Source organism: Stenotrophomonas sp. 14P6.2.3 (assembly GCF_057799055.1).
The window spans coordinates 1-25,407 of sequence record NZ_JBYOLA010000027.1; the positions used below are offsets into that span (position 1 = coordinate 1).

The window sequence follows — 25,407 nt, forward strand, 5'->3', positions numbered from 1 at the left end:
CCGCGGACACCCCCGCAACCGGACCCACCCCGCCTTCGACAGATCTCCGCAATCTGTCGGAATGGCATGGCCTGCGCTTGGTGGGTGTCGACCTTGGTCGACACGGTAGATCCACGCCATGCGTGGATGTTCTACGTTCACTTGTCGAAATATTTGATTTCGATGGAGATTCATCCACGCATGGCGTGGATCTACTGGCCACCGGGAAACTGTCGAAGGCGGGGCGGTGTCGGATTGCGGGGTGTCCGCGGCATGGATGCCGCGGACAAGCCCCCATGGATGGGTTCACGGCGTGTCCTGCAGGCCCACACCGCCCCGCCCAACCCACAGAAAACCCAGAGCCGGCTGTGGCCGTTGCTCCGGCTGTGGCTTGGAAGGCCTCTGCAGGTGCAGGGCGCAGCCCTGCCTGAAACCCCCCACTACGGTAGGGTGAGGCGATGCCGCGCTGCAGCTTGGCTGCACCGGATATTTGATTACACTTGAAACTTGTTTGCCCACGACTCCGGACACCCACCATGAAGCTTGGTTCCTTGAAGGAAGGCGGCCGCGACGGCACCCTCATCGTCGTCTCGCGTGACCTGCGCCACGGCGTGCGCGCCACCGGCATCGCCGCCACCCTGCAGTTGGCCCTGGAGGACTGGAGCCATCTGGCTCCGCGCCTGAACGCGCTGTATGACTCGCTCAATGCCGGTGACGCCGATGGCGTGTTCGACCTGGACCCGCAGGCCCTGGCCGCGCCGATGCCGCGTGCCTATGAATTCGTCGATGGCAGCGCCTACCTGCCGCACGTCGAGCGCGTCCGTCGCGCCCGCGGCGCCGAGGTGCCGGAGAGCTTCTACAGCGATCCGCTGATGTACCAGGCCACCAGTGCCGGTTTCTACGGGCCGCGCGATGCGGTCAAGGTGGTCAGCGAGGACTACGGCATCGATCTGGAAGCGGAAATCGTGGTCATCACCGACGACGTGCCGATGGCGGCCACGCCGGAGCAGGCCGCCGGCCACATCCAACTGGTCGGTCTGGTCAACGACGTCTCGCTGCGCAACCTGATTCCGGGCGAGCTGGCCAAGGGCTTCGGCTTCCTGCAGTCCAAGCCGCGCTCGGCGTTGTCGCCGGTGTTCGTCACCCCCGATGAGCTGGGCGCTGCCTGGCAGGACAGCAAGGTGCACCTGCCGCTGCTGACCCACATCAACGATAAGTGGTTCGGCGCACCGGAAGCCGGTGTCGACATGCAGTTCAACTTCGCCCAGCTGGTCGCGCACGCGGCGAAGACGCGTCCGCTCAGTGCCGGCACCATCGTCGGCTCGGGCACCATCGCCAACGAAGACACCAGCAAGGGCGCTTCCTGCTTCGCCGAGCAGCGCGTGGTGGAGACCCTGCGCGACGGCAAGCCGAGCACGCCGTTCATGTCCTTCGGCGACGTGGTCCGCATCGAAATGCTCGATGCCGCCGGCAACAGCATCTTCGGTGCGATCGAGCAGCGCATCGAACAGGCGGCCAAGCCCTGAGCATGGAGGCGGCGATGGAGATTCCGGTCGACGACGGCATCGTGCTGTACACCTACTGGCGATCCAGCGCCGCCTACCGCGTGCGCATCGGCCTGGCATTGAAAGGCCTGGCCTTCGAAGCACGACCGGTGCACCTGGTGCGCGAGGGCGGTGAGCAGCACCAGGACGCCTACCGCGGGCTCAACCCGCAGCAGCTGGTGCCGACGCTGCTGCATGACGGTCACGTGCTGACCCAGTCGCTGGCGATCCTGGAGTATCTGGAAGAGCGCTTCCCGCAGGTGCCGCTGCTGCCGGCCGATGCCGCTGGCCGTGCACGGGTGCGGGCGCTGGCGCAACTGGTGGCCTGTGACATCCACCCGATCAATAACCTGCGGGTGATGCAGTACCTGGAGCGCGATCTGCAGTTGCCGGCCGATGCACGCACGCAATGGACGCTGCACTGGATGGCCGAAGGCTTCGCGGCAATGGAGACGATGCTGGCAGCCAGCGCGGACACCGGCACGTTCTGCCACGGTGACCGCCCGGGTCTGGCTGACATCTGCCTGCTGCCGCAGCTGTACAACGCGCACCGCTTCGGTCTGGATCTGGCGCCGTACCCGATCCTCCGCCGGATCGAGACCGCCTGCCAGCAGCTGGACGCATTCACCGGTGCACGCCCGGAAAACCAGATCGACGCCGCCTGACGTGCCGCTGTGCTCGCCGGGCATGGCCCGGCGCTACCGGTCTCCGGCGCGCGCGGAATCGGCCACCAGCAGCTGCCGCAGGTCATCGCGGAACAGCCTGTAGGCGTCCTCGCGCCGCGCTTCATCCTTCTGCCGCAGCACCCAGGCCGGATGCACCGTGGCGTAACCACGGGTGCCATCGTCCAGCACGTGCCAGCGACCACGGTCGCGCATCAGGTTGAAGCCGCTGCCGAACAACGCGGTTGCTGCGGTGGCACCCAGGCAGACGATCACCTGCGGTTTCACCCGTGCGACCTCGCCCTGCAGCCACGGCCGGCAGGCATGCACATGACGGCTCTCAGGACGCTTGTGCAGGCGCACCTTGCCGCGCCGTTCGTGGTGGAAATGCTTCACCGCGTTGGTCAGGTACAGCGTGCTGCGTTCGATGCCCAGTTCCTGCAGCGCGCGGTCCAGCAGCTTGCCGGCCGGGCCCGCGAAGGGGCGGCCACTCAGGTCCTCGACATCGCCGGGCTGTTCGCCCACCAGCATGATGTGTGCATCGGCACGACCTTCGCCGAACACGGTCTGGGTGGACGCCTCCCACAACGGACACTGCCGGCAGACGGCCGCTTGCTGGCGCAGTGCCTGCAGGCTGCCATCGTCCGCAGCGGCATCGATGGCACCGTTCGGCCGCGCTGGAATACGTCGTTGCGGTGCCTGCGCCGGCCGATCGTGCATCTCCTGCACGCGGTTGGCCGCATCGCGCACAAGACCTGGCAACAGCTGTGCTTCGGGAAGGTGCTTCCAGTACCGGGTGGGCATTTCCTGCTGCATCATCCGCGTGTTGAGCCGCGCCGGATTGAAGATGCTGGCGTAATAGGTCTGCCACAGCGTTTCGCGTGCGTCTTCGGCGGGGGCATCCTGGCGAGTGCCGCCATCGCCGAACCATAGCGCGCTGCCATCCCACTGCACGCTGCGCGTGGGCGTCAGGATCGCCCAGCGCATGCCGGCGAAACGGCGGGCGAAGAACGGTGCAACGCGGTCGACGATGTTGTGATCGGGCTCGAACCAGGCGATGAACGCGTCGGTCTCGCCGGGCACCTCGCGGAAGCGCACGAAGGCCTTCATCTTGTGCGTATCGCGGCGCACCGCCTGCGCCAGCGCCATCAAACGCAGCACATCAGCATCGGCAGGATTGGACAGCACCGTACGTTCGCCGTGGGCGATGCGCCACAGCAGGCGGTACAGCAACGGCAGGCGCTGCGGATCGCGATGGCACAGGCAGGTCGCGGCCAGTTCCACGAAGTCGCGCGGCACGTTCGGTGCGGTGGCACCGTCGGGCAACGGCGCCTGCTGCACCGCTGGCGCATCCAGCAGGGACGATTCTGACTCCACCAGCCAGTCCAGCTGTTCAGGGCGCACGCCGCGCAGCAACGCCTCCCGCGCCGCGTTGCGCCAGGCGTCCAGTGACCACGGCAGGTCCACCCGCAAAGACCAGCGTTGCATCTCAGACAGCGGGCGCGGCATCGAACAGCGAGCCCTGGCGCGGCGGTGGGGCCAGCTTCGCGCGCAGCGCCGTCGGATCATCGAGCGCGTTGCGGGGATGGTGGTCGGCCAGCTGCACGAACGGCAGCAGCTTGCTCATCGGTGCCTTCAGCCGGGCCAGGTCGGCCACGCGCAGGCGACCGTGGCGGCGTGCCATCAGCACGCGCTTGACGTTGCGCACGCCCAGCCCGGGCACCCGCAGCAGCAGCTCCTTCGGTGCAAGGTTCAGGTCCACCGGGAAGCGCTCCGGATGCCGTATCGCCCAGGCCATCTTCGGATCGATGTCCAGGTCCAGCATGCCGCCCTGGGTAGTGTCGGTGATCTCCTCCACGCCATAGCCGTAGAAACGCAGCAGCCAGTCGGCCTGGTACAGCCGGTGCTCGCGCTGCAGCGGGGGCGGTTGCAGCGGTAGCTGGCGGCTCGCATCGGGAATCGGGCTGAAGGCGGAGTAGTACACCCGGCGCATGCGGTAGTTGCCGTAGAGGCTGTCGGCGCTGGTCAGGATCTGCTGGTCACTGGCACCGTCGGCGCCGACGATCATCTGCGTGCTCTGCCCGGCGGGTGCGAAGCGGGGAGGGCGAGGGCGTGCGCTGCGGGTGGATACCGGGGCGATCACCGCCGGCGCCTTGCGGGCCTCCTTGGCCTCTTCGATACGCCAGCGCAGCTCACCCATCGCGCCGCGGATCGATGTGCTGGTCTTTTCCGGGGCGAGGGTGGCCAGGCCCGCCTCGGTGGGCAGTTCAACGTTGATCGACAGGCGATCGGCGTAACGACCCGCAGCGGCCAGAAGCTCCGGCGACGCCTCGGGAATAGTCTTCAGATGGATGTAGCCGGCGTACCGATGCTCCTCGCGCAGCCGACGCGCCACCTCCACCATGCGTTCCATCGTGTAGTCCGCATTGCGGATGATGCCGCTGGAAAGAAACAGGCCTTCGATGTAGTTGCGCTTGTAGAAGTCCAGGGTGAGCGTGACCACCTCGTCCACGCTGAAACGCGCGCGTTGCACGTTGCTGGATACCCGGTTCACGCAATAGGCGCAGTCGTACACGCAGAAGTTGGTCAGCAGGATCTTCAGCAACGACACGCAGCGGCCATCGGGCGTGTAGCTGTGGCAGATACCCATGCCTTCGGTACTGCCGATGCCGCCGGAGGCGCGCGAATCGCGCTTGCCCGCGCCGCTGGAGGCGCAGGAGGCGTCGTATTTTGCGGCGTCGGCAAGGATGGCCAGCTTGCGTATGGTTTCCATTGAAGGAACCTACGGACAAGAGGTCTCATTGGATGAGACAGCCGGTGAACAATTCAGCAAACAACGCCGGGCATGGCCCGGCGCTACCAGACGCGTGGTGGTAGCGCCGGGCCATGCCCGGCGGGCGTGCGGTCAGAACCCGTGGGTAATGCTCGGCGCGCCGGCCGAGAAGTCCGCATAGGGATCATGCTCGCCGCTGCCGCCTTCGGACAGGCGGAACTTCAGCGCCAGGCCATCGCGGGAGTCGGCCGCACGCAGTGCCTCTTCCTGATCGATGGTGCCGTTCTTGGCCAGACGGAACAGGCACTGGTCGAAGCTCTCCATGCCTTCTTCCAGCGAGGCCTCCATTGCTGCCTTGATCTCGTGCACCTGGCCGCGACGCAGCAGGTCGCGGATCATCGGCGTGTTGATCAGCACTTCGGTGGCCGGCAGGCGGCGCCCCTCCTTGTTCTTCACCAGACGCTGGCTGACCACCGCACGCAGGTTCAGCGCCAGGTTCATCAGCACGTTCTTGTGCGCGCTTTCCGGGAAGAAGTTGAGGATGCGCTCGATGGTCTGGTCGGCGTTGTTGGAATGCAGGGTGGCCAGGCACAGGTGACCGGTTTCGGCGAAGGCGATCGCCGCCTCCATCGTTTCCGCATCCAGGATCTCGCCGATCAGGATCACGTCGGGTGCTTCACGCATCGCATTCTTCAGCGCGTCGTGGAAGGTGTGGGTATCGAGCCCGACCTCGCGCTGGTTCACGATCGACATCTTGTGCTTGTGCAGGTACTCGATCGGGTCCTCGATGGTGAGGATGTGACCGGTGGTGGTGCTGTTGCGGTGATCGATCATCGACGCCAGCGAGGTGGACTTGCCGGAGCCGGTGGACCCCACCACCAGCACCAGCCCGCGCGGAGTCATGATGACGTCCTTCAGCACCTGCGGCAGGTTGAGCTCTTCGATGCTCGGAATCCGGCTGCGGATGGCGCGGATGACCATGCCCACTTCACCGCGCTGCTTGAACACGTTGACGCGGAAACGCCCGGCATCGGCCAGGGCGATGGCCATGTTGAGCTCCAGCTCGCGCTCGAACTGGGGCACCTGGCCCTCGTCCATCAGCGAGTAGGCGATCTTCTTCACCATTCCCGGCGGCAGGCCGGTATTGCCGAGCGGATACAGCTTGCCCTCGATCTTGATGTACACCGGCGCGCCGGTGGTCAAGAACATGTCCGAAGCGTTCTTTTCGGTCATCAGCTTCAGGAAGTAGCCGATATCCATTGCGAATTTTCCCCAACGAAACTGCCGGTGCCCGTTGCAAGCACGGTACCGGCTTGACGACAATGGCCGCGAACCGACAACCGGTACGGCCTCCCCAATGAAACGACTTAGCTTCGCACGAATGCGCCACAGCCTGTATGTGATGGCGTTTGCATTCGCACTCTCTGCCCCCGCCTGGGCGCAGGACGGCGCGTTGGAACTGGCGCAGGCCCGGCAGGCGGTGGACAAAGCCACCCAGGCCGATGCCGACCAGTACGCCCCGGACCTGATCGGGCTGGCCCGTCAGGGACTGGAGCAGGCCCAGCGTGCCGCGGGCGACCGCCGCGAGCGCAAGAACGCGCCGGCCATGGCCCTGCGTGCAGCCGTTGACGCCGATCTGGCCCGTGCCCGCAGCGAGGAAGCCACGGCGACCGCACAGTTGCAGCTGCGCCGCAACGAGGTCAATCAGCTGCAACGCCAGTTGTCGACCGGGGAGGACCGCCGATGAAGACCATCTCCGCCCTGACCCTGGCCACGCTGCTGGCCCTGCCGACGCTGGCCCTCGCCGCGGACAACCCGATGGTCGGCCAGCTCAGCCAGCGCCTGCTGTCGATCCAGGCCAATCCGGACACCGCCGAGCTGGGTGCCTTCGAGCGCATGCAGGCGCAGCAGGCCATCGCGACCCTGGAGAAGGCCAAGCGCCGCGACCAGGAACTGGCCACCTACCTGGCCGAGCGACGGGTCGAGATCGCCGAGACCGCCGTACGGGCTGCGCTGGCCGCGCGCGAGGTCGATCGTCTGGAACGCACCCGCAGCGACCTGCTGATCGAGGCCAGCCGCCGCGATGCCGCCCGCGCCCGCCAGGAAGCCGAGCAGCTGCGGATGCAGGCGCAGATGCAGGCAGAAGAGGCCGAACGCCTGCGCCAGGCGGCCGAGGCCGAGACCCTGGCCCGCCAGGATGCCGAGAACGCCTTGACCAGCGTGGCCGGCAAGCAGCAGCAGCGCCTCAGCAGCGCCCAGCAGAATGCGGCCAAGCTGGCCCGTGAGGAAGCCGAGCTGGTGTCCGGGCAGAAGCTGCCGGGCTCGAAGTTCGATGGCCGTGGCGAGGTCTTCACCTTCGCCGGTGACGCATTCGCTGCCGGGGCCTCGAGCCTGTCCGGCGGCGCCCGCAACCAGGCCAAGGCCCTGGCCGAGTACGTGAACATCGGCAAGAAGGGCAGGATCCGCATCGAGGCCTACGACAGTGCCAATGGCGTAGGCCAGAAGCGCGCCGAGGCACTGCGTGACGCGCTGGTCTCGGCCGGCGTCGCCAGCAGCCGCATCCAGGTTGCCGGCAAGAAGGCGGCGTCCACCCGGGCCCGCTCGGCCGAGGTCGTCATCGCCCCGTAATTGCTTGATATTGTTTGTTTTTCGTTGTGTTGAGTATTCAGCCTGAACCCCGCCTCGGCGGGGTTCGGTCTTTTTGCCGCAGGGGCTTGAACCCCGTCCAGAGCAAGCGTAGGGTCAATTGTCCGGGACGCAATAACGCGGACCGGACGATGGGAGGGCCGGGCCGATGCAAGCAGGGCGCGAACCGCAGCAGATCGACGTGCGCAGGCCAGTGCCGCACGTTGTTGTGGGCACCCATGTGGGCATCGATCGGCACTCCTCCATGAACAACGCCCCGTGCCTTGCGGCCGGGGCGTTCGTGTATCTGTCGAAGGAGGTCCATCATGTTTGAAGATCAGCCCCAGAGCGAGATCGACGCCCGTCGCGCGCGCGATCCGGAGTTCCGGGCACTCCATGACCAGCACCGCAAGTTGAACAAGAAGTGCATGGATGCGGAGTTGGGTGTACTCCCGATCGATGATGTCACCCTGGGTCGAATGAAGCGCGAGAAGCTGCTGGCCAAGCAACGCCTTCTGCGAATGTACGAAACACCGCTCGCAGCGTCGTCCCCCACGCATTGACGCACCCCGGTCGTGCCCGGAATCGCATGACCCGGCCATCGATGGCCCCGCCAGGCACTCCTGACCTGGCAACGCGGCGCCGCTGAACGCAGGCGTCGCGCCAAGGCACCACACGCGGTGGTGCCTTGGCCCTGCAGGCACGTCCCCCGATGCGGGCGGTACCGGTCTCCTCGTCGATCCGGGGCCGTCCGCATCCCTTTTTGGGCGGGCTGTCGCCTTGGCATCGAACCGGCCTGACTTTCGTCGCCATCCGTCGGATAATCATCGGTCCGGCCCTGCGTGGCGCGAACCGAAGTCCCCCGAATGCCTATCCATTCTTCCGTCCTCGAACTCATCGGCCAGACCCCGATCGTCAAGGCCCAGCGCCTGGATGCCGGCGTCTGCGAGCTCTACCTGAAGCTCGAAAGCGCCAACCCGGGCGGATCGATCAAGGATCGCATCGGCCTGTCGATGATCGAGGCGGCAGAAAAGCGCGGCGACCTGAAGCCCGGCGCCACCCTGGTCGAAGGCACCGCCGGCAACACCGGCCTGGGCCTGGCACTGGTGGCCCAGCAGAAGGGCTACAAGCTGATCCTGGTGGTCCCGGACAAGATGAGCCGGGAGAAGATCTTCAACCTGAAGGCGATGGGTGCCGAAGTGCGCCTGACCCGCTCGGACGTGGCCAAGGGCCACCCGGAGTACTACCAGGACCTGGCCAAGACCATCGCCGAGCAGACCCCGGGCGCGTACTTCATCAACCAGTTCGGCAACCCGGACAACCCGGCCGCACACGAATTCGGCACCGGCCCGGAGATCCTCGAGCAGATGGGCGGCGATCTGGATGCCATCGTGTTCGGCTGCGGCAGCTCCGGCACCATGACCGGCCTGTCGCGCGCCTTCGCCAAGCTGTCGCCGAAGACCGAGCTGGTGCTGGCCGACCCGGTCGGCTCGATCCTGGCCGAATACATCAACGACGGCGTGCTCAACGACAAGTCGGGCAGCTGGCTGGTGGAAGGCATCGGCGAGGACTTCCTGCCTTCGATCTCCGATTTCAGCCGCGTCACCAAGGCCTATGCCATCACCGACGCCGAGAGCTTCCACACTGCGCGCGAGCTGCTGGCCAAGGAGGGCATCCTTGGCGGTTCCTCCACTGGCACCCTGCTGGCGGCGGCGCTGAAGTACTGCAAGGCGCAGACCACGCCGAAGAAGGTGCTGGTGCTGGTCTGCGATACCGGCAACAAGTACCTGTCGAAGATGTACAACGACTACTGGATGCTGGACAACGGCTTCCTTGAGCGCCCGCAGCACGGCGACCTGCGCGACCTGATCCTGCGCCCGTATGGCCAGCGCGACACCGTGGTGATCGGCCCGAACGACCTGCTGACCACCGCCTACCAGCGCATGAAGCTGTACGACGTGTCGCAGCTGCCGGTGATGGATGGCGACCAGCTGGTCGGCATCGTCGACGAAAGCGACGTGCTGCTGCATGTCTATGGCGATGAAGCACGCTTCCGCGACCCGGTGGCCACCGCCATGGTCAGCAAGCTGGACCGCCTGGATGTGAAGTCGCCCATCGAGGCGCTGCTGCCGGTGTTCGACCGTGGCCAGGTGGCCATCGTGATGGATGGTGATGCCTTCCTCGGCCTGATCACCCGCATCGATCTGCTGAATTACCTGCGTCGGCGCGTTCAGTAAGGCGTTTATCGCCGCAGATCGCTGCTGAATCCCGGTTTATCCGCGTCAAAGCTCGTTAAGGCCGCGCTGATAGACTCCCGCTCCTTCGACGGCGCCGGTCATCGGCGCCAATCAGGAAACGACATGTCCAACGCTTCTTCCCCGGACCGCGCGCTGGCGCTGGCCACCCTGGCCATCCATGGCGGCCAGTCGCCCGACCCGAGCACCGGCGCGGTGATGCCGCCGATCTACGCCACCTCGACCTATGCGCAGTCCAGCCCGGGCAAGCACCAGGGCTTCGAGTACTCGCGCACGCACAATCCGACCCGCTTCGCCTACGAGCGTTGTGTGGCCTCGCTGGAAGGCGGCACCCGCGGCTTCGCCTTTGCGTCGGGCATGGCCGCCAGCTCGACGGTGATCGAACTGCTGGATGCCGGCAGCCACGTGGTGGCGATGGACGACATCTATGGCGGCAGCTTCCGCCTGTTCGAGCGCGTGCGCCGTCGCACCGCCGGGCTGGACTTCAGCTTTGTCGACCTGACTGATCTGGCGGCGTTCGAAGCGTCGATCACGTCGAAGACGAAGATGGTGTGGATCGAGACCCCCACCAACCCGATGCTGAAGATCGTCGATATCGCCGCGGTCGCCGCCATTGCCAAGCGCCATGGCCTGATCGTGGTGGTCGACAACACCTTCGCCTCGCCGATGCTGCAGCGTCCGCTGGAGCTGGGCGCGGACCTGGTGCTGCACTCGGCCACCAAGTACCTCAATGGCCACTCGGACATGGTCGGTGGCATGGTCGTGGTCGGTGACGACGCCGAACTGGCCGAGCAGATGGCCTTCCTGCAGAACTCGGTGGGTGGCGTGCAGGGTCCGTTCGACAGCTTCCTGGCGCTGCGCGGCCTGAAGACCCTGCCGCTGCGCATGAAGGCGCACTGCGCCAACGCGATGGCGCTGGCACAGTGGCTGGAAAAGCACCCGGCGGTGGAGAAGGTGATCTACCCGGGCCTGGCCTCGCACCCGCAGCATGCGCTGGCGGGCAAGCAGATGAACGGCTACGGCGGCATCGTCTCGATCGTGCTGAAGGGCGGTTTCGAAGCGGCCAAGCGCTTCTGCGAGAAGACCGAGCTGTTCACCCTGGCCGAGTCGCTGGGCGGCGTGGAAAGCCTGGTGAACCACCCGGCGGTGATGACCCATGCCTCGATCCCGGTGGCACGTCGCGAGCAGCTGGGCATCAGCGATGCGCTGGTGCGGTTGAGCGTGGGTGTCGAGGACCTGGGGGATCTGCAGGTGGATCTGGAACGGGCGCTGGGTTGAGTCGCGTAATGGCAGCCAACGGCGGGAGCGACGGGAAAGTTCGGCCATTGAGCCGGCTGGTCCGCGCCCTGCGCGCTCGCGTGGGGGGACTGCGCCGCTGGTGGTTGGCGCGCGGGCTGGAACAGGCGCGCTTTACGGCGTTGCCTGTGGGCAACGGGCGGGACGCGGCCGGGGATGCGCTGGTATTTCCTCCGACGGATCCGGCCTTGGGCCCGGGTGTCAATCTCTACGGTTACATCCATGGTCAGTTCGGCCTGGGACAGACCGCGCGGATGTATGCCCGTGCGTTGCTGGATGAGGGGTATCCGGTCGCCGTCAACGATGCCGGAATCGACATCGCGCATGCCTGCAATGACCAGAGTCTGTCCGACCAGCTGGGCCGTGGTGCCCCGTATCCGTATACCCTGGCCTTCGTGAACCCGGATCGGTTTTCAGAAATCGCTCCACGCCTGCCGCAGGATGCCTACACCATCGGATTCTGGTTCTGGGAACTGGATATCGTGCCCAGCGCATGGATGCACACATTGCAACAGGTCGACGAAGTCTGGGTGTCCACCAGTTTCGTCGAGGAAGCATTCAAGCGCGCGACCGACAAGCCGGTCATCCGCATTCCGCATCCGATCGTGCCGCAACCGGGCGCCGCTCTGCCACGATCGAGCTTCGGCCTGGACAGCGATGCATTCGTGTTCCTGTGCAGCTTCGACTTCAATTCGTCGATCCATCGCAAGAACCCTTGGGCCGTGCTGGCTGCGTTCCGCGCGGCATTCGACGGTGCGCCGGACAACGTGCAGTTGATGATGAAGTGCAGCAATGGGTTCCGTTACCCGCAGCTGCTGCGTGAACTCCTCAAGCAGGCCGCCGGTGATCGACGCATACTGGTGCGCGACCAGGTGCTTGACGATGACCAGTTGCATGCATTGCAGGAAACGGCCGATGCCTATGTTTCGCTGCATCGCGCCGAAGGATTGGGCCTGGGCCTGGCCGAAAGCATGGCCCGGGGCAAGCCGGTGATCGCCACGGCATGGTCGGGAAATCTCGACTTCATGAACGATGGCAACAGCTGCCTGGTGCCTTTCCGCAAAACGCCGATCGGGGCGGGGGAGTACCCCTTCGTCGACGGTGGCATGTGGGCCGAGGCTGACGTGCCTGCGGCGGCGGCGTGGATGGTCCGGCTCGTGCGTGAGCCCGGCCTGGCGCAGCGGATCGGTGCGCAGGCGCGCCGCGACATTCTGGAAACCATGAGCTTGCAGGCTGCCTCGACGGCGATGCAGGCACGATTGCAGTCTTTAGAACGACAAGAACGATGAACGCAAGAACCACTTCCGCCGGGCACGAGGATTCGACATGTTGGGTATGCTGAAAGCCCTGTGGTACTACCGTTACTTCATTTTCTCCTCGATCAAGAACGAGCTCAGGCTGCGCTTCATCCGCAGTCGGTTGGGTGCGTTGTGGATGATCATCCACCCGCTGATGCAGGTGCTGATCTTTGCCACGATCCTGTCCGAGGTGTTGTCCGCCAAGCTGCCGGGCATCAATGACAAGTACGGGTATGCGCTTTACCTGATGTCCGGCACGCTGTGCTGGACGTTGTTTTCCGAGACCATCGGCAAGTCGGTGAACCTGTTCGTCGACAGCGGAAACTTGATGAAGAAGATGTCGTTCCCGCGTATCTGCCTGCCTTTCATCGCCGGTGGAACGATGCTGGTGAACAACCTGTTGCTGCTGGTCGCCATTTTTGCCGTGTTTGCGGTGATGGGCCACATGCCCACCGCCGAAGTGCTGTGGCTGCCGGCGCTGATGCTGCTGACGCTGGGCTTCTCGATGTCGCTGGGTCTGCTGCTGGGCGTGCTCAATGTGTTCATGCGCGATATCGGCCAGGTTGTACCTGTGGTCCTGCAGGCGTTGTTCTGGCTGACCCCGATCGTCTACCACATCACCATCCTGCCCGAGCGCGTGCAGACGATCTTCCGACTCAACCCCTTGCTGCCACTGGTGACCAGCTACCAGAACGTTCTGGTCTTCGACAAGCCGCCGGTCTGGGGCGATCTGATGTGGCTGATGGTTGCCACGCTGGTACTGGCTCTGGCCTCGCTGGTGATGTTCCGTCGTGCCAGCCCGGAAATGGTGGATGCGCTATGAGTGGTGAACTGAAGGTCGACAACGTTGGCAAGGCGTATCGCGTCTGGAGGAGCGAATGGCTCCGCGCGGCCAGCTGGTTCGGCGTGCCGACCCGGCCCAAGGAAGAGAACTGGGTGCTGCGCAACGTGTCTTTCACCATCGCGCCCGGTGAGGCCGTCGGCGTGATCGGACAGAATGGCGCTGGCAAGAGCACCCTGCTCAAGCTGATCACCGGCACCGCCCAGCCCACCGAGGGCGTGGTGACCCGCACCGGGCGGGTTGCTGCCATCCTCGAGCTGGGCATGGGTTTCAACCCGGATCTCACCGGGCGCCAGAACGCATTCCACTCCGCCGGGCTGATGGGATACTCGCAGGAGCAGATTCAAACGGCGATGCCGGAGATCGAAGCGTTCGCCGAGGTGGGCGAGTACTTCGACCAGCCGGTGCGCACCTATTCCAGTGGCATGCAGGTGCGCGTGGCGTTCGCTGTCGCCACCGCGTTTACGCCTGACCTGCTGATCGTCGATGAAGCCTTGTCCGTTGGTGACAGCTACTTCCAGCACAAGAGCTTCGACCGCATGCGCCGTTTCCGCCAGCAGGGCACGTCGATCATGCTGGTGTCGCACAGCCTCAGTGACGTCAAGGCACTGTGCGACCGTGCCATCCTGCTGGACAAGGGCCGGGTGCTGAAGGACGGTGAGCCGGACGAAGTCATCGACTTCTACAACGCGCTGATCGCCAAGAAGGAAAACGAGATGCTTTCGGTGGAGCAGCGCCGCAGCAAATCAGGCTGGGTGACCACCCGCAGCGGGACTGGCCAGGCACGCGTGGCGTCGCTTGAGCTGCTCGATCGCGAGACCGGCAAGGAGGTCAAGCTGGCAACGGTAGGCCAGAAGCTGCGCCTGCAGCTGCAAGCCGAGGTCGGTTCAGACCTGCCGAGCCTGGTGCTGGGTTTCATGATGCGCGACAAGCAGGGACAGATCATCTGGGGCAGCAACACCTGGCACACCGGTCAGGTCCAGCGCGACGTGCGCGTAGGTGAAAGGTTGGTCTACCACCTCGACTTCACCTGCACGCTGGGTCCAGGATCCTATTCGGTTTCGCCGGCACTGGTCAGTACCGAGACCCACATGGTCGACAACTTCGAGTGGGTGGACAACCTGCTGGTGTTCGAGGTGATGAATGCCGACAAGACCACCTTCATCGGATCAAACTGGCTTGACGCACACTTCAGTGTCGAGCGCGGCCACGCTCTGGCCAATGGCGCGCAGGCGGACTGACGGACAATCATGTCAAAGCTGATTTCATACGCGCAGAACTTTGAAGACGTGATGCTGTGGCGCGCGCTGTCGCACGTGCCCAACGGCTGTTATGTCGACGTCGGCGCACAGAGTCCGGATACTGATTCGGTCAGCCGCATGTTCTACGAACATGGGTGGCGCGGCGTGCATGTCGAACCCACTCCTCAGTACGCCAACCTTCTGCGCGAACGTCGGCCGGAGGAAGTGGTCCTGCAGGTCGCAGTCAGCGACCAGCCGGGCATCCTGCAGTTCTTCAACATCGCCGATACTGGCCTGAGCACCACCGATCCGCTCATCGCCGCCGAGCACCGTGATGCAGGGTTCAGCGTGTCCGACGTGCGCGTGCCGGCACTCACGCTCGATGCCGTGCTGGAGCAGGTGGTCGCAAGCGAAATCCACTGGTTGAAGGTCGATGTGGAGGGTGCCGAGGAACTGGTGCTGCGCGGCTGGCAGCATGATGACCGCCTGCCCTGGCTGGTCGTGGTGGAAAGCACCCGGCCATTGAGCTCCGAACAATCCCACCAGCAGTGGGAACCCATTCTGCTGGGCAAGGGCTATCGCTTCGTGTATTTCGATGGGCTGAACCGTTTCTATGCAAGCCCACAGCATCCCGAGCTGGATGCAGCATTCGAAAGCGGTCCGAACGTATTCGATGAATTCAGTCTCAGCTCCAGCTCGCAGTTCTGTTCGCAGCTCAACCTTGCATACCACGACCTGCAGATGGTTTCCGGCCAGCGCGAACAGGAGCTGGATGCCCGCATCCGTGCACTGGACGAGGAGCTGGAGAACGAACGGATACAGCTTGCCGAAGCCGCAGACCAGCATTCCAGGGCATTGGACAAGCTGCGCAGCCAGTATGACGGTGCGGTCCATGCAATGGCGGTGGCGCAGCAGACGCTGGTGGCCGAACATGAGCGTGAACGAACGCTGCTGGACAAGAAGGCCCTGGGCGAATTGCATGAGCTGATCGCACAGGTTGCGAAAGGCAAGCAGGAAGCCCATCGCTGGTGGCTCGCGCACGAACAGCTTCTTGCGCAGTTGAATACGATCGAGAGCAGCCGTTCCTGGCAGCTGACCCGGCCATTCCGTGCTGTGCGTCGCCGGCTGTCCGCGAGCGTTCTGGGCCGCATGAAGCGCGCGCTGCGCCCGTTGACGGTGCGCGCGCTGAAGTTCGCCATGGCAGCGCCCTGGTTGCGGCGAGTGGCCAAGCCGCTGGTGGCGCGTGTTCCCTTCCTCTACAACCGCCTGCAGAAGATCGCCATCCACGAGCAGTTGTTCGAGATTGAACGCGGGCACCTGGCAGCGATGGAAGGCAATGAGCACGATGTCACGGTCGTTCACCTGGACCGCCGCGCCTGGCGGGTGCTGGAAGACCTGAAGCGTTCAAGGAATGAAAGGGCCGTCCGATGAGAGTTCTGATCGACCTGCAGGGTGCACAGACCGAGAGCCGCTTCCGTGGCATCGGCCGCTATTCGACCTCACTGGCCGAAGCCATGGCCCGCAACGCTGGCGACCACGAAATATGGGTGGCGGTCAACGGTACCTTCCCCGATGGTATCGGCGAAATCCGGCAGGCCCTTGATGGCCTGGTGCCACAAGAACGCATCCGCCAGTTCGAGACCTTCAGTCGCGTCGGCTGGCCGAATGCGGGCAATGCGTGGCGCCGCAGTAGTTCCGAGTTGATGTGGGAAGCTTTCCTGGATGGGTTGCAGCCTGATTTTGTGCATGTCTCGAGTCTTTTCGAAGGCTCGCAGGGTGGCGCCGTGGGCTCGATCGGAAAGCTGCCGGGTGTGCAGGCTGCCACGGCGGTAACCCTCTACGATCTGATTCCGCTGCTCAACCCCGAGGTCTACCTGGCGTCGGATTGGGTGCGCTCCTGGTACATGGACAAAGTCGAGTCGCTCAAGCGCGCGGACCTGCTGTTGTCGATCTCCCAGCATGCCCGCCAGGAAGCCCTGCAGGCGCTGGACATCGATCCGGCGCGCGTGGTCAACATCTCCTCGGCCATCTCCCCGCACTTCGTGCCGATGGCCATCGGTGACCGCGAGCGGGCGATGCTGCACGAGCGCTTCAACCTGCGTGGACGCTACGTGATGTACAGCGGCGCGATGGAGCCGCGCAAGAATGCCGATGGCCTGCTGCGCGCCTTCGCGTTGATGGACCCGGCTGTGCGTGCATCGACCCAGCTGGTCATCGCTGGCAAGGTATCCGAGCACGACCGTCGCAACTTCGATGCCCTGGCTGGGCAGCTGGGGGTGGCCAACCAGGTGGTGTTCACCGGTTACATCACCGATGAGGAACTGATCGCGCTGTACAGCGCGACGGCGGCGTTCGTATTCCCGTCGCTGCACGAAGGGTTTGGTCTGCCGGCATTGGAGGCCATGGCCTGTGGCGCGCCGACCATCGGTTCGGGCACGACCAGTGTGCCGGAGGTCATCGGGCGCGAGGACGCGCTGTTCGATCCGAAGGAACCTGCGTCCATTGCCCGCTCCATGCAGCGGGTGCTGGAAGATACCTCGTTCGCTGACGAGCTGCGTGCTCATGCACCACGCCAGGCGGCATCGTTTTCATGGGACAACTCGGCCAAAGCGGCGTTGCAGGCGATGGAAGCCGTCGCCTCGCAACGATCTTCGCGTGATCGCCGTTGGATCACCTCGCGCCCCGCGCTAGACGCCAGCTATCGCACCCTGGTGCAGTCGGTGGGTGGGCTGGACCTTGGCTGTGAGCCCGAGCCGTTCGAACTGCAGCAGGCGGCGGCGTTCATCTCTTCGGCCATGGCAACCAACGAAGCGCTTGCCCGGGGCGGTGAGCTGCCTGCCTCTCTGGCCTGGCGCGTGGAGGGGCCTTTCGACAGCAGCTACAGCCTTGCCCTGGTCAACCGCTGCCTGGCCGAAGCACTGGTCGAGCGTGGGCACCGCGTTGGCCTGCATTCCACCGAAGGCCCGGGCGATTTCGAGCCGTCGGCGGACTTCCTCGCGCGCAATCCCCGTGTGGCTGCGCTGCATGAAGCCGTGGTCGCCATGGCCGAGGACAAGGTGGATGTCACCAGCCGGTTGCTGTATCCGCCGAGGGTGGCCGACGCGCGTGCACGCATGAACCTGTTGCATGCCTACCCGTGGGAGGAGAGTGGCTTCCCGCAGGACTGGGTGGAGGAGTTCAACGACAGCCTGCAGGGCATTTCCTGCGTTTCACACCATGTCGAGAAAATCATGATCGACAACGGTGTGTCGGTACCGCTGGGCGTCTGCTGGAACGGCGTGGACCATTGGGAACAGGTCGTGGCGGATATGACCTATCCGGTTCCCGGCAACGGTTTCCGCTTCCTGCACGTTTCCTCATGCTTCCCGCGCAAGGGCGTGGATGCGATGCTGGTGGCCTATGGCAAGGCGTTCAGCGCCGATGATGACGTCTGCCTGGTCATCAAGACCTTCGCCAACCCGCACAATGAGGTGCACCGCTGGCTGGCGGATGCGCGCCGCGGCAATCCGCGCTATCCCGATGTGCACATCATCGAGGACGATGTCAGCGACGCCCAGCTCAAGCACCTGTACGCCGCCTGCGATGCACTGCTTGCGCCGAGCAGGGCCGAAGGCTTCGGCCTGCCGTTGGCCGAGGCGATGCTGGGCGGGCTGCCTGTGATCACCACCAACTGGGGCGGACAGCGGGACTTCTGCAATGACGATACCGCCTGGATGGTGGACTATCGGTTTGTGCAGGCGGCGACGCACTTCAACCTGCGCAATTCTGTCTGGGCCGAGCCTGATGTCGATGCGCTGGCCGCTGCAATGCGCGAGGTACGCAGCGCCGATCCGGCACGAATCCAGGCAAAGGTCGACGCCGCGCGCCGGTTGCTGCTGTCCCGCTTCAAGTGGTCCGATGCCGCTGAGCGCCTGGAACACGATGTACGTACCTTCGCTGCCCAGCCGACGCTGCCCGAGGCACGGATCGGTTGGGTCACCAGCTGGAACACCCGCTGCGGCGTTGCCAGCTACGCCAGCTACCTGGTGGAAAGTGGCGGTACTCCCGCCGCGATCCTGGCGGCCGAGGCCGAGGACCGCACCTTCAAGGATGGTCCGGAAGTGGTGCGCTGCTGGCGCCAGGGTGAAGGTGACATGCTGGAGCGCCTGGAGCAGCAGGTCGAGCGTTTGAAGCTGGACACGCTGATCATCCAGTTCCAATACGGCTTCTTCGATTTCCCGGCGTTTGCGGCGTTCCTGGATCGTCAGCAGGCGGCAGGACGCGTGATCATCCTGATGATGCATGCCACGGTCGACGCTGCGGAAAATCCGCGCAAGCGCCTGCGTGATCTGGCGCCCGTGCTGGCGCGCTGCGACCGGGTGCTGGTCCATTCGATCCATGACCTCAACCGGCTCAAGGACATCGGCGTCGAGCACAATACGGCAATGTTCCCGCACGGCATCCTGGAACCGGCCGAAACACCGGCCCGGCCAGTCGGAGCGCGCCTGCGCGTGGTGTCCTATGGCTTCTTCCTGCCGCACAAGGGCTTGCTGGAGCTGATCGACGCCGTCGCGCTGATGGCAGGGCAGGGCGTGGATGTCGAACTGGCCATGATCAATGCCGAGTATCCGGTCAGCGTCTCGCGTGACCAGATCGAGCAGGCTGCGGCCCGCGTGGTTCAGCATGGACTGCAATCGCGAGTGCGCATGGTCACGCGATTCCTGCGCGACCAGGAAAGCATGCAGGAGCTGGTCCAGGCCGATGTAGTGGTGTTCCCCTACCAGGGCACGGGCGAATCATCCAGTGCGGCCGTCCGCTACGGGCTTGCATCGGGCCGCCTGGTGGCGGTAACGCCGCTGGCCATCTTCGACAACGTCGGCGATGTCGTGCATCGGCTGCCAGGCACTTCACCCGCCGACCTGGCGGCCGGCCTCACGCAGCTGCTCCGTGCCAGCCGTGAAGATACGCCGGCCGTGGCCGAGGTACAGCACCGCGCCGCACAATGGCGGGCCGAACATCGGTATCCTGCGCTGGCCCGCCGCTTGGATTCCATGGCGCGCCAACTCGTGCGCAAGCGCCGGCAGGGCCCGGTTCCGAACATGTTCAATCATCTGGAAGAGAAGCAATGACGAAGAAAGCGATCATCACGGGCATCACCGGTCAGGACGGCGCATATCTCACCCAACTTCTGCTGGAGAAGGGCTACGAAGTGCACGGCACCTACCGTCGCACCAGTTCGGTCAACTTCTGGCGTCTGGATGAGCTGGGCGTGACCAACCACCCGAACCTGCACCTGGTCGAGTACGACCTGACCGATCTGGGCGCTTCGTTGGCGATGGTGCAGAAGATCCAGCCGGATGAGATCTACAACCTCGCTGCGCAGAGCTTTGTCGGCGTCAGCTTCGACCAGCCGAGCACCACCGCGCAGATCACCGGTGTGGGCGCGTTGAACCTGCTGGAAGCGATCCGCCTGGTCAACCCGAAGATTCGCTTTTACCAGGCGTCGACCTCGGAGATGTTCGGCAAGGTGCAGGCCGTGCCGCAGGTGGAGGACACCCCGTTCTATCCGCGCAGCCCGTACGGCGTGGCCAAGCTCTACGCGCACTGGATCACCGTGAACTACCGTGAGAGCTACGATATCTTCGGTTCCAGCGGAATCCTGTTCAACCACGAAAGCCCGCTGCGCGGCCGTGAGTTCGTGACCCGCAAGATCACCGACTCGGTGGCCAAGATCAAGCTGGGCCAGCTGGATGTGCTGGAACTGGGCAACCTCGACGCCAAGCGCGATTGGGGCTTTGCCAAGGAGTATGTGGAAGGCATGTGGCGCATGCTGCAGGTCGATCAGCCGGATACCTTCGTGCTCGCCACCAACCGCACCGAAACCGTGCGTGATTTCGTCAGCATGGCGTTCAAGGGTGCTGGCATCAATGTCGAGTTCAAGGGCCACGACGTCGATGAAGTCGCCATCGATACCGCCAGCGGCAAGACCGTGATGCGTATCAATCCAAAGTTCCATCGCCCAGCCGAAGTCGACTTGCTGATCGGCAATCCGGAGAAGGCTGAGCGTATCCTCGGCTGGAAGCCGCAGACCTCGTTGGAGCAGCTGTGCCAGATGATGGTCGAGGCCGACCTGAAGAGGAACGAGCGTGGCTTCTCGTTCTGAGTTGTCGGGCCAGCGCGTGCTGGTCACCGGGGCGTCCGGGTTCACCGGTCGCTACGTGATCGAGCGCCTGCGGGTTGCCGGCTGCGAAGTGCACGATCTGAGTCCCGGCGATGCCGGGGCGCCGGTCAACCTGCTCGACCGCGCTGCCATCAAGCAGCGCATCGCCGAAGTACGGCCGCAGCGGGTGGTGCACCTGGCCGCAATCTCATTCGTCGCCCATGGCGACGCTGACGAGATCTACCGGGTCAACGTGGTGGGCACGCGCAACCTGCTGGAGGCACTGGCCTCGCTGGAGCAGATGCCGGCCAATGTGCTGCTGGCCAGCAGTGCCAATGTCTACGGCAATGCTTCCGGCGTACTGGATGAGCAGGCCCCCTTGTCGCCGCAGAACGATTACGCGGTCAGCAAGATGGCGATGGAGGCCATGGCTGCCCTGTGGGCCGATCGTCTGCCGCTGACCCTGGTGCGTCCGTTCAACTACACCGGCGTGGGCCAGGACGAGAAGTTCCTGATCCCGAAGATCGTGGCGCATTTCCGCCGCGGCGCCGATGTGATCGAACTGGGCAACACCGACGTTTCACGCGATTTCAACGACGTGCGCGGTGTTGCTGCTGCCTATGAAGGACTGCTGGCGATGGACGGCAGTGGCCAGACATACAACGTGTGTTCCGGCCAGGAGCATTCATTGCAGGAGGTCATTGAACGCATGCGCGGGATCTCCGGTCGCGATATCGAAGTGAAGGTCAATCCCGCATTCGTACGCGCCAACGAGGTCAAGTCGTTGCGCGGCGACAATGGCAAGCTGCTTGCCGCGGTGGGTCCACTGCCGGAATTTGATTTGAGCGAGACGCTTCGTTGGATTTACCAGGCCGGTACAACGGCCTGACAGAGGCCTGATCCACTTGCTGGGTCAGGCTTTTCAGGCAGGGGAGAGACGTTAGTGCATCATCTTTGGCAACTGATCGCGCCGGCGCTGGCGATGTGCCTGGCAATCATCGGTACGTCCACCCTGCTGGCGTCGCTGGGCAACCGCTGGAGCCAGCGCGTGAGGTCGATCGGGCCGGTGCAGTCGCTGCTGCTGGCGCTGGTGTGCGTGCTGGCGCTGCTGATGAACGCCAATGCCTGGTTGCCAGGCTATATCGTCTTCCCGGTGTTCCTGGTCACAGGCGTGGTTGGCATTGCAGTGGCGTTGCGCCGGGGCAGTGCCGATCCACTGGCGCATGCATCGATCTGGGCGTTCACGATCAGCGTGCTGGCCGGAACGCTGGTGGTCGCCTGCTGGGACCTGGCCTTCGCTACACGCCATCTGTGGATGCTTGAAGGCACCAACCATGATCTGGTGTTCTTCTACGGCGGTGCCAAATGGGCCATGCAGCATCCGCTGTCGGTTGACCAGGCGACCGTTGTGCGCGAGTGGTCGCTGGGGCAATGTGGCCAGGGCATGCAGTTCATCGGCAATGGCTGCGTCGTACAGCGCAATGGCGCGTACACCCTGCTGGCACTGGCATCCAGCTTCGTGCCTGACGCAGGTCCCAACCAGGTGCGGGCGATGATCGGCGGCGCCGCGCTGTTCCCGGTGATTGGCATGCTGCCATCGATGGCCGGCCGCTTCGGCGGTGGGCATCGGGTTCCGCGTGGCAGCGTGGTGGCGTTCCTGCTGGCGGTGCTGTGCATGGCGGGCACCGGCATGATGCTGTCGGTAATCAACGAGAACATCGGAACGGCGATGGCCGGCGCTGTGCTCATGATGATCGTGCTGTGGGCGCTCAGCCCGATGCCATCGCCGCTCGTGAAATGGATCATGCTGGGTGCGGCGGCGGGCTGCGTCGGCATTGTTTATGGCGAAGCAGCAGTCCACGCCTGCCTGGTGGTGGCCTTGGCGGTGGTGACCACGGCCCTGTGGATGCGTTCCTGGCGCGTGTTCCTGCTCGGCGGCGTGATGGCAATGGTGGCCTGTGCCGTGGTGCTCAACCGGATGCTGCCCGAGCTCATCGCCTCCTATACGCAGGTCAGCGGCATCGTGGCGCAGTCCTCCTGGCCGAGCTGGTACATCCAGCAATCGTTCTGGGGCTGGTGGTTGGCTGCGCCGTTTGCCGGTCTGTTGATGACCGCACAGCCCGCGGTCAACCCCGAAGCGGTGATGCTGGGCCTGTTGCTGATGGCGGCCACGGGCTGGTTGTCGATCCGTGAACAGCGCTGGCGCTTCTTCGTCGGCTTGCTGGCCGCCAGCGGACTGCTGGTCATCTATGTGCAGAGCCACGGCTACCAGTATGGCGAGCACAAGCTGGTTCAGGTCCTTGGGCCCGCTTGGGGCGCCCTGCTGGCCTGGTTGCTGCTGCGGCATTCACGACGCCGGGGACGCATGGGTGGGGTCATTCTGCTCATGGCCATCCTGGCCGCGCTGTCGGCGGCCTATGCCGTGCGGTCCCGCGCGATCCTGGTCTCACACGTGCCGTCTGGAATTTCCCACACGCTGTCCGCAGCGCTCAGACTGCCGCAGGCCGGCGATGAGGTGATCATCGATGTTTCCGCGGTGGTCGGGCCTGATCAGTACGTGAAGCAGGACTTCGCCATCCTGGAGCTGCACCGCCGTGGTGCGCGTGCACGCATGGCCGACCGCGGCCGTGATCCTGTGGGCTACAGCGATGCGTTGTTCAACGACAGCCTGCGCCGTGCGGATTCGCCGGATTGGCTACTGGTGCTGAAGCACCCGGGTGCGGCGCCGGCGTTGCAGCTTGGCGCGGCGCCCGTGGTAGAGGATCCAACCTTCGCGCTTTACTCGCTGCAGTCAGGACAGCTGCCGCTGGCACAGGCGGGCAGGGGCTGGCATACCTGCGAGCAGGATCACTGCTGGACCCAGGGGCGCTTCAGCCTGGAAACCTTTGTGCCGAAGGACTGCGCCGGTGCCCGCCTGCAGGTCGACCTGAGGTTGCTGCACCCCCCTGGAGCGGGGCGGATCCAGGTAACGGTCAACGGCAGACAGGGCCCCACGCTGCAGAGCCTGGAGACCGGTCAGATCAGCCTGGACCTGCCGAAGGGTAGTTCCGTCATAACCCTGGTACCGGACTGGCAGATTGCGTCGCCGCAGTCGCTGGGCATTTCCGGCGACTCCCGCCCCCTGTTTGCTGACGTCTCGCGGGCGCGCATCAGCTGCAACGTGCCGGCCCGTCAGGCAGAATGACTGGCCCCTGGCAGCATCCATCGAACAGCGCCCAGCAATGACTGCGGCGCAAGAGGTCTTCCATGCAACTCCTTCTTGTCTTCGGACTCGTCCTTCTCGGTGCATGCGGCACGGTGCTGCTCAAAGTGGGGGCCGAACGCGTGACCTACGCCGACGGCCTGATGCCGATGCTGCTCTCGGCGGTCAAGAATGCCCCCCTGGTGAGCGGATTCATCCTGCAGATGATTCCGCTGGTGTCGTGGGTGGTACTGCTCAAGTTCATGCCGCTCACCAAGCTGCAGCCGATGATTGCTCTGACCTACGTGGTGACGCCGGTACTGGCCGTGCTGTTCCTGGGTGAGCAGGTGGGCCCGCTGCGCATGGCCGGCATCGGCCTGATCGTGCTGGGTGTGGTTCTGGTGAGCGCGAGCTGAGCATGAAGATCCTGATCGTTCTGACCTACTACACGCCCTATATGAGCGGCGTGACCGAGTTCGCGCGAATGCTGGCCGAAGACCTTGCCCATCGGCATGAGGTCACCGTGCTGACTACCCAGCACGATGTGGCGCTGCCGGTGGAGGAAACGCTCAATGGCGTACGTGTGGTGCGCGCTCCGGTCTTCGCCCGCATGCACAAGGGCGTGCTGAGCTGGAAGTTCATCACCTGGTTCCGGCAGCTTGCCAAGCAGCACGATGTGGTGAACCTTCACATGCCGATGCTTGAATCCGGCGTGTTGGCGATGCTGGTTCCGCGTCGCAAGCTGGTGGTGAACTACCAGTGCGACATGGCCGTGGTGGGGGGGCTGCTGGATCGGCTGGCGGTCAATGTCACCCGCATATCCTGCTGGCTGGCTACTCGGCGCGCTCGCGACGTCGGTGTCCTCACCCATGACTACGCCAGTTCGTCGGCGTGGTTGTCCGGAATCCGCGACAAACAGCACGAGGTGCTGGCGCCGATGAAGGCAATGCCCTGGAGTGAAGTCCAGGCCCCCACGGACGACGTGTTCCGCTTCGGCTTCGTCGGGCGATTCGTGGTCGAGAAAGGCCTGCCCGTGCTGCTGGACGCATTCGCCCAGGTCCATGCCCAACATGGCGATCGTGTTCGCTTGGTACTGGTTGGCGATACCCACAACATCGCGGGCGGCGGAATAATGGATGCCATCCACGGCAGCATCGCAGCGCTGGGTGATGCCGTGGAAGTGCGCGGTCGCGTCAGCGAGCAGGAGCTGCAGGCGTTCTATGCGGACTTGGACGTACTGGTCCTGCCCAGCGTCAACCGCTACGAAGCATTCGGCATGGTGCAGCTGGAGGCGATGCTGAGCGGCGCGCGGGTGATTGCTTCAAACCTGCCCGGCGTCCGGACCATCGTGCAGAACACCGGCAATGGCGAGGTCGTGCCGATTGGCGATGCCGTGGCGCTGGCCGGGGCAATGCAGCGTCTGATGGCAAGCCAGGGGGTGCTCAGCCGGGCCGGCGTGCGCGAACAGGCCTTGCGGGCCTACCCACTGCGGTGCTTTTTCGATCTGCAGGAAGCCATGCTGCTGAACAGCGCACGGGACGCTCAGGCACGCTGAGCCGCAGCCCGGCGTGCC

20 protein-coding genes are annotated in these 25,407 nt (G+C 64.7%); 17 read left to right on the plus strand and 3 right to left on the minus strand.

From position 1 onward, the window contains the following. Window positions 1-515 precede the first annotated feature (515 nt). Together AC27VL_RS16915 and maiA are read left to right on the plus strand one after the other, a co-directional pair. A complete protein-coding gene (locus tag AC27VL_RS16915) occupies window positions 516-1,505 on the plus strand; it encodes a fumarylacetoacetate hydrolase family protein (protein WP_191078366.1) in 990 nt (329 codons plus the stop codon). A gap of 14 nt (window positions 1,506-1,519) precedes the next feature. Continuing rightward, window positions 1,520-2,188, plus strand: a complete 669-nt coding sequence (gene maiA, locus AC27VL_RS16920; RefSeq protein WP_488767498.1) for a maleylacetoacetate isomerase — start codon at window positions 1,520-1,522, stop codon at window positions 2,186-2,188. 33 nt (window positions 2,189-2,221) lie between these two features. On the opposite strand, the gene AC27VL_RS16925 is transcribed toward maiA, so the two are convergent. The 3 genes from AC27VL_RS16925 to AC27VL_RS16935 form a co-directional block, all read right to left on the minus strand. Then, window positions 2,222-3,673: a UdgX family uracil-DNA binding protein gene (locus AC27VL_RS16925; protein WP_488767500.1), complete on the minus strand. Its 1,452-nt coding sequence runs from the start codon at window positions 3,671-3,673 to the stop codon at window positions 2,222-2,224. Between the two features lies 1 nt (window position 3,674). Then, window positions 3,675-4,958, minus strand: coding sequence for a putative DNA modification/repair radical SAM protein (locus AC27VL_RS16930; RefSeq protein ID WP_191078368.1), 1,284 nt, complete (start codon window positions 4,956-4,958; stop codon window positions 3,675-3,677). A 132-nt stretch (window positions 4,959-5,090) separates the two neighbouring features. After that, the gene (locus tag AC27VL_RS16935) at window positions 5,091-6,218 is read right to left on the minus strand and encodes a PilT/PilU family type 4a pilus ATPase (RefSeq protein WP_100554661.1); all 1,128 of its coding nucleotides are present in this window, start codon (window positions 6,216-6,218) and stop codon (window positions 5,091-5,093) included. A 121-nt stretch (window positions 6,219-6,339) separates the two neighbouring features. On the opposite strand from AC27VL_RS16935, the gene AC27VL_RS16940 reads away from it, so the two are divergent. The 15 genes from AC27VL_RS16940 (at window position 6,340) to AC27VL_RS17010 (ending at window position 25,389) form a co-directional block, all read left to right on the plus strand. Next, window positions 6,340-6,705: a DUF4398 domain-containing protein gene (locus AC27VL_RS16940; protein ID WP_089238584.1), complete on the plus strand. Its 366-nt coding sequence runs from the start codon at window positions 6,340-6,342 to the stop codon at window positions 6,703-6,705. Beyond that, on the plus strand, window positions 6,702-7,586 hold the full coding sequence (locus AC27VL_RS16945) for an OmpA family protein (protein ID WP_100462813.1): 885 nt from the start codon (window positions 6,702-6,704) through the stop codon (window positions 7,584-7,586). Before AC27VL_RS16940 ends, AC27VL_RS16945 begins: the two co-directional genes overlap by 4 nt. A 323-nt stretch (window positions 7,587-7,909) precedes the next feature. Continuing rightward, window positions 7,910-8,146 (plus strand): HP1242/YdcH family protein, encoded by a 237-nt coding sequence (locus AC27VL_RS16950; RefSeq protein ID WP_093818802.1) that lies wholly within the window; start codon window positions 7,910-7,912, stop codon window positions 8,144-8,146. A gap of 303 nt (window positions 8,147-8,449) precedes the next feature. Then, window positions 8,450-9,820 (plus strand): pyridoxal-phosphate dependent enzyme, encoded by a 1,371-nt coding sequence (locus tag AC27VL_RS16955; protein ID WP_488767503.1) that lies wholly within the window; start codon window positions 8,450-8,452, stop codon window positions 9,818-9,820. Between the two features lie 123 nt (window positions 9,821-9,943). After that, on the plus strand, window positions 9,944-11,116 hold the full coding sequence (locus AC27VL_RS16960) for a cystathionine gamma-synthase (RefSeq protein WP_488767505.1): 1,173 nt from the start codon (window positions 9,944-9,946) through the stop codon (window positions 11,114-11,116). A gap of 47 nt (window positions 11,117-11,163) precedes the next feature. Further along, window positions 11,164-12,423 carry a glycosyltransferase family 4 protein gene (locus AC27VL_RS16965; RefSeq protein WP_165781038.1) on the plus strand — a complete coding sequence of 420 codons (1,260 nt, stop codon included), beginning with the start codon at window positions 11,164-11,166 and terminating at the stop codon, window positions 12,421-12,423. Between the two features lie 37 nt (window positions 12,424-12,460). Continuing rightward, the gene (locus AC27VL_RS16970; protein WP_100554666.1) at window positions 12,461-13,255 is read left to right on the plus strand and encodes an ABC transporter permease; all 795 of its coding nucleotides are present in this window, start codon (window positions 12,461-12,463) and stop codon (window positions 13,253-13,255) included. Then, entirely contained in the window at window positions 13,252-14,514 is a 1,263-nt protein-coding gene (locus tag AC27VL_RS16975) for an ABC transporter ATP-binding protein (protein WP_100554667.1), read from the plus strand. Before AC27VL_RS16970 ends, AC27VL_RS16975 begins: the two co-directional genes overlap by 4 nt. 9 nt (window positions 14,515-14,523) lie before the next feature. Next, complete coding sequence (locus AC27VL_RS16980; RefSeq protein ID WP_488767507.1) at window positions 14,524-15,945, plus strand: FkbM family methyltransferase; 1,422 nt, start codon at window positions 14,524-14,526, stop codon at window positions 15,943-15,945. Then, a complete protein-coding gene (locus AC27VL_RS16985) occupies window positions 15,942-19,622 on the plus strand; it encodes a glycosyltransferase (RefSeq protein WP_488767509.1) in 3,681 nt (1,226 codons plus the stop codon). The genes AC27VL_RS16980 and AC27VL_RS16985 overlap by 4 nt, the downstream gene beginning before the upstream one ends. After that, the gene (gene gmd, locus AC27VL_RS16990; protein WP_488767511.1) at window positions 19,619-20,656 is read left to right on the plus strand and encodes a GDP-mannose 4,6-dehydratase; all 1,038 of its coding nucleotides are present in this window, start codon (window positions 19,619-19,621) and stop codon (window positions 20,654-20,656) included. Before AC27VL_RS16985 ends, gmd begins: the two co-directional genes overlap by 4 nt. Next, window positions 20,640-21,542: a GDP-mannose 4,6-dehydratase gene (locus AC27VL_RS16995; RefSeq protein WP_191078375.1), complete on the plus strand. Its 903-nt coding sequence runs from the start codon at window positions 20,640-20,642 to the stop codon at window positions 21,540-21,542. The genes gmd and AC27VL_RS16995 overlap by 17 nt, the downstream gene beginning before the upstream one ends. Window positions 21,543-21,596: 54 nt before the next feature. Further along, complete coding sequence (locus AC27VL_RS17000; protein WP_133120135.1) at window positions 21,597-23,837, plus strand: hypothetical protein; 2,241 nt, start codon at window positions 21,597-21,599, stop codon at window positions 23,835-23,837. Window positions 23,838-23,899: 62 nt separating this feature from the next. Continuing rightward, on the plus strand, window positions 23,900-24,250 hold the full coding sequence (locus tag AC27VL_RS17005) for an EamA family transporter (RefSeq protein WP_100554673.1): 351 nt from the start codon (window positions 23,900-23,902) through the stop codon (window positions 24,248-24,250). 2 nt (window positions 24,251-24,252) lie between these two features. After that, complete coding sequence (locus tag AC27VL_RS17010; protein ID WP_488767513.1) at window positions 24,253-25,389, plus strand: glycosyltransferase; 1,137 nt, start codon at window positions 24,253-24,255, stop codon at window positions 25,387-25,389. The last annotated feature ends 18 nt before the right edge of the window (window positions 25,390-25,407 follow it).

Excerpts from the sequence above, each read along its gene's own strand:
- AC27VL_RS16915 (WP_191078366.1), top strand. The coding sequence starts at position 516 with ATGAAGCTTGGTTCCTTGAAGGAAGGCGGCCGCGACGGCACCCTCATC.
- maiA (WP_488767498.1), top strand. The coding sequence starts at position 1,520 with ATGGAGATTCCGGTCGACGACGGCATCGTGCTGTACACCTACTGGCGA.
- AC27VL_RS16925 (WP_488767500.1), bottom strand. The coding sequence starts at position 3,673 with ATGCAACGCTGGTCTTTGCGGGTGGACCTGCCGTGGTCACTGGACGCC.
- AC27VL_RS16930 (WP_191078368.1), bottom strand. The coding sequence starts at position 4,958 with ATGGAAACCATACGCAAGCTGGCCATCCTTGCCGACGCCGCAAAATAC.
- AC27VL_RS16935 (WP_100554661.1), bottom strand. The coding sequence starts at position 6,218 with ATGGATATCGGCTACTTCCTGAAGCTGATGACCGAAAAGAACGCTTCG.
- AC27VL_RS16940 (WP_089238584.1), top strand. The coding sequence starts at position 6,340 with ATGCGCCACAGCCTGTATGTGATGGCGTTTGCATTCGCACTCTCTGCC.
- AC27VL_RS16945 (WP_100462813.1), top strand. The coding sequence starts at position 6,702 with ATGAAGACCATCTCCGCCCTGACCCTGGCCACGCTGCTGGCCCTGCCG.
- AC27VL_RS16950 (WP_093818802.1), top strand. The coding sequence starts at position 7,910 with ATGTTTGAAGATCAGCCCCAGAGCGAGATCGACGCCCGTCGCGCGCGC.
- AC27VL_RS16955 (WP_488767503.1), top strand. The coding sequence starts at position 8,450 with ATGCCTATCCATTCTTCCGTCCTCGAACTCATCGGCCAGACCCCGATC.
- AC27VL_RS16960 (WP_488767505.1), top strand. The coding sequence starts at position 9,944 with ATGTCCAACGCTTCTTCCCCGGACCGCGCGCTGGCGCTGGCCACCCTG.
- AC27VL_RS16970 (WP_100554666.1), top strand. The coding sequence starts at position 12,461 with ATGTTGGGTATGCTGAAAGCCCTGTGGTACTACCGTTACTTCATTTTC.
- AC27VL_RS16975 (WP_100554667.1), top strand. The coding sequence starts at position 13,252 with ATGAGTGGTGAACTGAAGGTCGACAACGTTGGCAAGGCGTATCGCGTC.
- AC27VL_RS16980 (WP_488767507.1), top strand. The coding sequence starts at position 14,524 with ATGTCAAAGCTGATTTCATACGCGCAGAACTTTGAAGACGTGATGCTG.
- AC27VL_RS16985 (WP_488767509.1), top strand. The coding sequence starts at position 15,942 with ATGAGAGTTCTGATCGACCTGCAGGGTGCACAGACCGAGAGCCGCTTC.
- gmd (WP_488767511.1), top strand. The coding sequence starts at position 19,619 with ATGACGAAGAAAGCGATCATCACGGGCATCACCGGTCAGGACGGCGCA.
- AC27VL_RS17005 (WP_100554673.1), top strand. The coding sequence starts at position 23,900 with ATGCAACTCCTTCTTGTCTTCGGACTCGTCCTTCTCGGTGCATGCGGC.
- AC27VL_RS17010 (WP_488767513.1), top strand. The coding sequence starts at position 24,253 with ATGAAGATCCTGATCGTTCTGACCTACTACACGCCCTATATGAGCGGC.